Below are 8,087 nucleotides of genomic sequence, written 5' to 3' on the forward strand. Positions count from 1 at the left end.
TGGCTGCTCGTGGGCTCGCGCGCCGAGGACGTCGTCCAGTGGGAGGTCGACCGGGCCGTGCTGGACGGCTTCTTCCGCCGGTCCCCGGTCGGTGTCGCGGTTCTCGGCCCGGACCTGCGCCTGCTGCGGGTGAACCGGGCGATCGCACGGTTCGGCGGTCTGCCGGCCGAGGCCTTCCCCGGGCTTCGCACCTCCGACTTCCTGCTCGGTCCGGACGCGCAGCTGGTCGAGGATCGGCTCCGGTCGGTCCTGGAGACGGGCCAGCCCGTGATCTTCGCCGAGCAGCCCTGCCGGCTGCAGCGGGACCCCCAGAAGGAACTGATCGTCTCCATCTCCGCCTTCCGGATGCAGGACCCGTCCGGCCGGGTGCTCGGCGTCACCGAGATCGTCGAGGATGTCACCGACCGCCATCGGGCCCGTCGGCGCCTCGCGCTGCTCAACGAGGCCGGCACCAGAATCGGGAGCACCCTGGATGTGGCCAGGACGGCGCGTGAGCTGGCCGAGGCGGCGGTTCCCGCGCTGGCCGACGCGCTCTCGGTGGATCTGCTGGACCCCGTGACCCATGGGGAGGAGCCCGCCCCCGACGCCGTGGGCCCGCTGCGCAGGATGGCGGTCCGCAGCGTCCGGCCCGAGGCGCTGGAGGTGATGTACCCGCTGGGCCATCTGTTCTCCTTCCCCGAACAGACCGCGCAGGGACGCTGCCTGGCCGAGCGGCGTTCGGTCCTTCAGCCCGCCGTGGAGGTCGACCGCGAATGGTTCCTGACCGACCGTGAGCGGGCCGACAGGATGATCGCGCTGGGTATCCACTCGCTGATGGTGGTGCCGCTGGCCGCGCGCGGTGTCGTCCTCGGCCTGGTCTGTATCTGGCGGTGGCAGCGGCCCGAGCCGTTCGAGGAGGACGACCTCACCCTGGCAGAGGAGTTCGCCGCCCGGGCCGCGCTCTGCATCGACAACGCCCGCCGCTACACCCAGGAGCATCAGGCGGCCGTGGCCCTCCAGCGCAGCCTGCTGCCGAGCGAGGTACCCGAGCACCCGGCGGTCGACACCGCCCACCGCTACCTGCCCGCGCAGGCCTCCACCGGTGTCGGCGGCGACTGGTTCGACGTCATCCCGCTGTCGGGACTGCGCGTCGCGCTGGTCGTCGGCGACGTCGTCGGCCACGGCATGCACGCGTCGGCGACCATGGGACGGCTGCGCGCCGCCGTGCACACCCTGGCCCATCTCGACCTGGCTCCGGACGAGGTCCTCGCCCGGCTCGACGACCTGGTGGATCATCTGGCCGCCGAACAGCGGCAGGCCGATGCCAACGCCCCCCAGATCGTCGGCGCCACCTGCCTGTACGCGATCTACGATCCGGTCTCCCGGCACTGCGCCATGGCCCGCGCGGGGCACCCGCCGCCGACCGTGCTGGGGCCGGACGGCCGGGTGCGCCTGATCGACGACCTCCCCGCCGGGCTGCCGCTGGGGGTGGGCGGGCTGCCGTTCGAGACCGCCGACCTCGAACTGGACGAGGGCAGTCTGCTCGCCCTGTGCAGCGATGGGCTGCTCCTTGCCGACCACCGGGACATCGACCAGGGCTTGACACTGCTGCGCACCGTACTGGCCGGTCCGGCCCGCTCGTTGGAGCACACGTGCAAGGCGGTGGAGGACGCGATGCTGCCCGACCGGCCCGCCGATGACGTCACGCTGCTGCTGGGCCGCACGCGGGTGCTGGCGGCGGAGAAGGTGGCCACGTGGGAGCTGACGGCCGACCTCACTGCCGCCGGTCGGGCCCGGGCGCTGGTGACGGACCAGCTGACCGAGTGGGGGCTGGAGGAGGTCGCCTTCGTCACCGAACTGATCGTGAGCGAACTGGTCACCAACGCGTACCGGTACGCCGGCGGCCCGGTGCTGCTGCGACTGATCCGGCACAGCCATCTCATCTGCGAGGTCTCGGACACCAGCAGCACCTCCCCCCACCTGCGCCAGGCCCGAAGCACTGACGAGGGCGGACGTGGCCTGTTCCTGGTGGCCCAGCTGTCCGAACGGTGGGGCACCCGCTACGGCCGCAACGGAAAGACCATCTGGGCCGAGCAACCACTGTCCACCGCCGCTCCGGACGCTCTGGGTCACGCGCATCACGGGGAAACGACGCCTTCCTGACCTCCACAGCGCCGCTCGACATGGCCGCTGCATCGTGGCTGCCGGCCATGTGCCGCCACGCTCCGCGGAGAGCACGTGCGCGGCGTCGAGGATCTCAACCGAGCAGTTGCGCACTGCTGACCGGTTCGCGCCGCTGTTGCCCATTGATGCGGTGCCGTTCGATGGACGAGCGCCGGTACACCTCCTGCCGCACCCGCTGGATCTCGCCGACAGGCCGGTGCTCCTCGCGTGAGCGCCACGGTGTGATCGACGTGGCGTCGGCGGCCGCCACGTTGTCGTCCCCGCCGATGTCCTGGCGCGGGAGGTCCACACGGGCGACGGTCACCCAGGGGGACAGTTCCTCAGGCCACTTCACGGAGGTGTTGTCCACCGGCATGCGAGCCAGATCGGTGTCGAGCTGCACCTGCAGCTCGAAGGAGTGGTCCCGCTCCGCGGCCTCGGCAACCAGGGTGCGGCGGAACGCCTCATTGTCCGCGCGCACGTCCACGATCTGGTGGGTGAGGGAGGCCAGGGACTCGGCCGTCGGCACGGTACGGATCTTGGCGATGTGGTCGCCGTACCGGAAGGCGCCCATGCTGTTGTAGGTGTACGACAGCAGGTTCCTGCGCGGGACGGTGGTGAACGACAGCATGGCGAACAGTTCGTCCCACAGCCAGCCATCGGGATCGGTGAGCGTGCCCCGGCGGGTCAGGAACTCCGCCATCCAGGTCTTGCGGCGGGCGGGGTTCACCAGGGCCTCGGGCAGCTCCGCGAACAGGTCCTCGATGACCATGTAGTCGTAGGCGGTGTTCGCGAAGAAGACCTCGTTGTTGATCAGGTTGAGGTCGAAGGTACCGGTGTCCGGTTCGTCGTCCAGCAGTGAGGGGCCGGGGACCTCGAACAGCTTGATGCCCATCCCGCAGGCGGCGCCCAGCTGGTGGTCGGGGCGCTGGTGCCCCAGGCCGTTGGAGTAGCGGACGACGGCGTCGTACACGGTGGGCCGGGCGAAGATGCCCTGGCCGTGGAAGCCCTCGTTGTCACCGACCGTGACGGTTGCCTTGAGGAGGCCGTAGGTCTTTCCGTGAGCGGTGCGGACGGCGCGGCCGACGGCCTCGCGCTCGACCGAGGCGCGGGTGCGCTGCGCCACCTGTGCGACGACTGCGTCCAACTCCTGCTTGTAGGTAGGACGTTCGGCGGGGCGGTAATCCTCGTAGCGGACGGGATCCATGGTGCTGCCTCCCTGTGTGGGTGCTGTTGACCCCAGACGCTAGCCAGCAATTAAATTGTGCACAACGTAACTGACTGTGGTGAATCACACGCTGACGAGAGCAACCACGTCGGGGGCACCGCTTTCGCAGGGCCGACGCATGCGACGCCCGACCGTCCGGGGCACCCGCCCGCCCTCTCGCGGTACCCGAAGCGGACCAGGGGCTACGCACCTGTCCCCTGCGCCAGGGGAGACACCGACATCGGCAGGCGCCGAGTCCCCCGGCGCGGCGGCCCGGCAACTCGCCCTCCGGGTCGGTCCGTTGGACCGAAGAGGTCATCGTGGCTGTTCTTCAGCTGCACGGCCCCTGGACTTCGACGCCTCCTCCGGCGGCTTCTTGTCGGCGATTCCTGCCACGCCCGACCGAGGACGTGCACGTGGGTCACCCTCGTGGCCCTGCAGTCCGCGGGCCGGGACGGGCCTACGACGGGTTCGGTGACATCCGGCGCACCGGCCGATGCCGAGGACAACGGCGTCGCCGGGGCGGCCGAGGCTGCTGGCTGGTGGAAGCGCTCGCCGAACGCGGCGGGGGTCCCGCACCCGATGGCACGCGCCTCGCGGCGCTGATACCCAGGTGCCGCCGACCGACCTGTGAAACCAGCAGAACGCGGGAGCCGGCCCCGCGCAGCCGCACCGGACCTCGGCACGCCCCTGGGCCAATGGCATCGTCGGCAACCCGCCCGGCGAGCTGGGCCGCAGGCGGGCAGCGGCGTGGACGTATCCCACCGTCGGCTACGAGCGGGGCGGTCCCATGTGTCAGGGCATCGACTCGGGCCGCCCCCGCCGGCTCAGTTCGCCAGGGAACCGAACTCCTTGCGGGTGTCCACCGGCTTGCCGAACAGCTGCCACCGCTCGCCCTCGAACCGCATCAGCTGCATCGTCTCGAGCGGGAAGGCGTCGCCGGACCGGTGGAGAGGGTGACACCGGGCAGCAGCAGGCCCACCTTCACGTCGTTCAGATTGCGCACCGCGTCCCGCAGCCCCTCCCTGGTCGGGCACTTCATCGCGTCCAGGGCCTCGCGTCCGCCGTCCTCGGGAAACACCCGTCGGGCTTCAGAAGGCAGAGTTGGCGAACCAGTTGGCCAGCAGGTGCTCGTCCCCGTCGTGAGCGAGGGCCTCTGCTTCGTAGGGCAGGCGGCCGTACACGAGCAGGAGCAGGTCGGCCGCGGTTCCCCGGACGGTCGCATCAGCGGTGTCCGCGGTCGGGTGGGCCGTGTCCAGTCCGAAGCCGTCGGGCCGCAGGCGAACGAGCCAGGCATCGTCTCCGTCGGTCGTGCGGAAGCGGATGGTCTTGTCGGGGCCGCGCAGGTTGGCCACCTTGGGGGCGAAGGAGGTGGCGAAGGGCAGGTTGACGAGGAACTCGTCGATCCCGTCCACGGCGACCGGGCGGTCGATGGCGGGCCGGAGGCCGAGTGCGAGCTCGGCGTCGGCCCGGTGCAGCAGGGTCTCGAAGAGCATGCGGCGTGCCCAGAAGCGGGCGTGCTGGTCAACGCCCCACGCCCACATCGGCAGGTTCGGGTCGGTGGCTGCGAAGGCGTCCGCGGCCACGGTCGCGCTCTCGGCCAGCCAGTCGGCGTATCCGTCCTCCTGCTCTGGGAGCCGCAGGTCCACCTCACGCCCCCGTGGGGGTTCCTGGATGCACGCCCGCAACAGGGCCGAGAACCAGCGCTGGACACTGCCTGTGTGCTTGACCAGGTCGGCGAGCGTCCAGCCGGGGCAGCTGGGCACCGCGGTAGCCAGGTCGGCGTCCTTGACCGCTGCGACGAACCGGGCGGTCTCCGCCGCGACCGCCGTGCGGTGATCGACGGGTGTGACAACGGATACGTGGTCGGTGTGGTCGGACGTGTTCATCGTGACATGCCTTTCTGAGAAGCTGTGGGGTCAGCCGGACGGCTGATTGAGGACGGCTCGAGAAGGGCTCGTGACCTTCCTCAGGACGGGCGTACCGAGGTGCATGCGCCGACTTGATTCCGGCGAGCGCAACGGCGACCACCAGGCCGAATGCCACTCCGGCGATCACGAAGCTCATCGTGAACCGGCTCTCCTGGGGCAATTCGGGCATTCCGCCTGGAAGCGGGATGGTCTTTGACGCCGGCACCGAGGTGATCACCGCGCTTGCGACGGCGCTGCCGACCGAGCGGGAGACGGAGTTGATGCCATTGGCGATGCCGGACTGGTGGACGGGAACGCTCGCAACGATGAGCGCAGGCATGGCGGCGTAACCGAAGCTGATCGCCAGACCGATGACCATGCCCGCGCCGATCACCGAGGCAGTCACATCGTGAGCCACGGTCAGCCACGTCAGCGAGGTGGTCGTGGCGGCGAGCACCGAGCCCGCGATCATCACGAGCAGAACACCGACAAGGGTGCGCCTCTTGCCGTGCTGGTCGCCGAAGCGGCCGAGCAGCGGGGTGAAGACGGCGGCCGACAGAAGCGTGGCGGTGGTCACCCAGCTGACGTTCGCCGTGGTGGCCTGCAGGTCGTTCTGGATGATTCCCGGGATCGGGACGACCAGGGTCTGCATCGTCGAGACGACCATCGCGGCAAGCCCGAGCACCAGGACGACCGCATTGTCTGCTGAGTGCCGTCGGTCCGCCGTGGGCTGTGAATGAGACACGAAATCTCTTCCCTGGTAGACCTCGACGAAGCTACTTGAGAACTCGAAGCTTGAGAACTTCAAGCAATGACCGGGACCGTAGCCACCGATATTTGAGATCGTCAAGTTTTCGGGCGTAGGGTGACGTGCATGACAGCACTCCCCCGCGTCGACTCCGCCCGGCTCATGGAGCTGCTCTCGGTGTCGCTGGCTGCCTACTACGGCGACTTCACGATCGCCGCTGCGAGCGAGAACCTCACGGCCAGCCAGGGCAAGACGCTCAACGTGCTGCGTCGGGGACCCGCCTCCATGAGCGTGCTGGCCACCACGCTGACCTGCGACGCCTCCAACATGACCGGGATCGTCGACCGGCTGGAGAAGCGCGGCTTGGTGCGGCGCAAGCCCAGTGCCTCCGATCGGCGCGTCAAGAACGTCGCCCTTACCGCGGAGGGCGAGCGGGTCATCGATGTGATTCGCGGGAAGATGCACCACACGCTCGCGGGCCTGGGCAGACTCGACGAGCAAGAGCAGGACACCCTGTACGCCCTACTGGAGCGCGTCTTCACCGCGCAGCCCGCTGCGCCCCGGCTCTGAGGTCGCCTGCAGGCGGGCTCGTGGATGGCCACGCCCCAGTGCTGTGGCCGGGCCGGGCAGGCGTCGCCGACCAGCCCACCCCCGAAAGGTCGGTCTTCCGGGCTGTCAAGAGCAGGCGCGGGCTCGGCCGGCGGCCCGGCCGCCCCGGGCACCTCACCACGGATGGCGAGCTGCCCCGTAATCCGCGGGGCACGTTCGGATGTACGGCTCTTCCGTCCCCGCTCCCCGGCCGGCAGTGACACCGGCAGCCCTGTGGCCGACTCCCCGGTGCCGTCGCCGGTGACGATCCGCAGCACCGTGCCCGCCACCGACCTCAGCCAGGATGACGGGGCAGTCCCTGCTTCGAGAGCATGTCGCGCAGCAGATCGATGCTCCGCGACTCGGCGAACCCCGGGCAAACGGCGCCGGCCGGTCGGCCTCATCGGCGTCAGCTGGAGTTCGCCATCGGGCTGCGCTCGCCCACTACGAACTCCCTGCCCTGATCCCCCTCACCCAGGCCGGCCGGAGAAAGTCCGAGGTCGCGCACGAACTGCTCAACAGCCGCGCCGCCGGTGTCCGCAAGATCCTTCTCTTCCCCACCCGTTGATCCGCCACCGTCGACCGATCTCCGCCTGGGGACCACATCAACCCCGAAACGTGACCCACGGCAGACTTACAGACATTCCAACCAGTCGGTATGGTGCGCCGCCTGAACCATTTCTTCCCCCGTTCACCTCACGGATCCGAGCCTTAGCGGAAGGCCAGGCGATGACATACGCCGACGAGAACCGGTACCCACCATCAGCACCGACGGGATGGCCGCTGCCGCACCCCGAGCCCCATGGGATCCCCCCTCGACACGAGACGTACGGGCAGAGCCCGTGGCCGGAGTCGTACGGGCACCACGCCCCGCGATACGACTCGAACGGGCGGCAAGCCCTTTGGGACGCCCCCTACGCGCACGAGACCCATCGGCACGACGCCGACCTCGCCGCCCTCCGCTCGGCCTACCGCTTGCTCCGCCGGATCTCCACGCTCACCGCGCTCGGCTCCTTCGTGCTGTATGTCGTGCTGTCCTGCTATGCGCCCGGCCTGATGGGATCCAAGATCACCGGAGAGCTGAGTCTGGGCATGGCCTTGGGCGTCCTCCAACTCGTCGTCACCTTCGCGGCGGTCTTCTGGTACGGACGCAGCGCACAACGCTCGGTGGATCCATTGGCCCGCGCCGTCAGGGAGCGGGCGGTCCCCGCCGGCCGGAACGCGGGGGCGGCGAGATGAACGACTTCAGCTCCGGGACGCAGGCCATCGTCCTGGTTCTGTTCACCACGCTGGTCACCGTCACGCTGATGATGTGCGTCATGACGGGACCGGACCGCGACGACCTGACGAACTTCTACACCGGCTACCTGTCGCTCACCCCGCTCAAGAACGGCCTGGCGATCGCGGGCGACTACATCTCCGCGGCCACGGTGCTGAGCACCACCGGCATCATCGCGCTTGCCGGATACGACGGCTATGTCCTTGCGGTCAG

At 69.6% G+C, this 8,087-nt stretch carries 8 protein-coding genes and 2 pseudogenes; 6 read left to right on the forward strand and 4 right to left on the reverse strand.

Annotated features, from left to right (window positions below; genetic code table 11):
* The coding region (locus tag ACTWQJ_RS41210) for a SpoIIE family protein phosphatase (RefSeq protein ID WP_443311546.1) at positions 1 to 2,142 on the forward strand (2,142 nt) is incomplete at its 5' end.
* Between the two features lie 94 nt (positions 2,143 to 2,236).
* Here the strand turns inward: ACTWQJ_RS41210 and ACTWQJ_RS41215 are convergent.
* The gene (locus ACTWQJ_RS41215; RefSeq protein WP_443311547.1) at positions 2,237 to 3,349 is read right to left on the reverse strand and encodes a catalase family protein; all 1,113 of its coding nucleotides are present in this window, start codon (positions 3,347 to 3,349) and stop codon (positions 2,237 to 2,239) included.
* A 474-nt stretch (positions 3,350 to 3,823) separates the two neighbouring features.
* Here ACTWQJ_RS41215 and ACTWQJ_RS41220 point away from each other — a divergent pair, with 474 nt between their 5' ends.
* The gene (locus ACTWQJ_RS41220) at positions 3,824 to 3,955 is read left to right on the forward strand and encodes a hypothetical protein (RefSeq protein WP_443311548.1); all 132 of its coding nucleotides are present in this window, start codon (positions 3,824 to 3,826) and stop codon (positions 3,953 to 3,955) included.
* Positions 3,956 to 4,256: 301 nt separating this feature from the next.
* On the opposite strand, the gene ACTWQJ_RS41225 is transcribed toward ACTWQJ_RS41220, so the two are convergent.
* The 3 genes and pseudogenes from ACTWQJ_RS41225 to ACTWQJ_RS41235 all read right to left on the reverse strand — a co-directional run.
* Positions 4,257 to 4,430: a hypothetical protein gene (locus ACTWQJ_RS41225; protein WP_443311549.1), complete on the reverse strand. Its 174-nt coding sequence runs from the start codon at positions 4,428 to 4,430 to the stop codon at positions 4,257 to 4,259.
* A gap of 10 nt (positions 4,431 to 4,440) precedes the next feature.
* On the reverse strand, positions 4,441 to 5,238 hold the full coding sequence (locus ACTWQJ_RS41230; protein WP_443311550.1) for a maleylpyruvate isomerase family mycothiol-dependent enzyme: 798 nt from the start codon (positions 5,236 to 5,238) through the stop codon (positions 4,441 to 4,443).
* A gap of 94 nt (positions 5,239 to 5,332) precedes the next feature.
* Positions 5,333 to 5,926: pseudogene (locus tag ACTWQJ_RS41235) on the reverse strand (MFS transporter); the annotation flags it as partial.
* Between the two features lie 207 nt (positions 5,927 to 6,133).
* Here ACTWQJ_RS41235 and ACTWQJ_RS41240 point away from each other — a divergent pair.
* The 4 genes and pseudogenes from ACTWQJ_RS41240 to ACTWQJ_RS41255 all read left to right on the forward strand — a co-directional run.
* Positions 6,134 to 6,577, forward strand: coding sequence for a MarR family winged helix-turn-helix transcriptional regulator (locus ACTWQJ_RS41240; protein ID WP_443311551.1), 444 nt, complete (start codon positions 6,134 to 6,136; stop codon positions 6,575 to 6,577).
* Between the two features lie 322 nt (positions 6,578 to 6,899).
* Entirely contained in the window at positions 6,900 to 7,163 is a 264-nt protein-coding gene (locus ACTWQJ_RS41245; RefSeq protein ID WP_443311552.1) for a hypothetical protein, read from the forward strand.
* Positions 7,164 to 7,324: 161 nt separating this feature from the next.
* The gene (locus tag ACTWQJ_RS41250) at positions 7,325 to 7,834 is read left to right on the forward strand and encodes a DUF485 domain-containing protein (RefSeq protein ID WP_443311553.1); all 510 of its coding nucleotides are present in this window, start codon (positions 7,325 to 7,327) and stop codon (positions 7,832 to 7,834) included.
* Positions 7,831 to 8,087, forward strand: a pseudogene (locus ACTWQJ_RS41255) (cation acetate symporter); the annotation flags it as partial. The gene ACTWQJ_RS41250 and the pseudogene ACTWQJ_RS41255, both read left to right, overlap by 4 nt.

The organism is Streptomyces sp. KR55, from assembly GCF_052245645.1.
Lineage (GTDB): Bacteria > Actinomycetota > Actinomycetes > Streptomycetales > Streptomycetaceae > Streptomyces > Streptomyces flavusporus.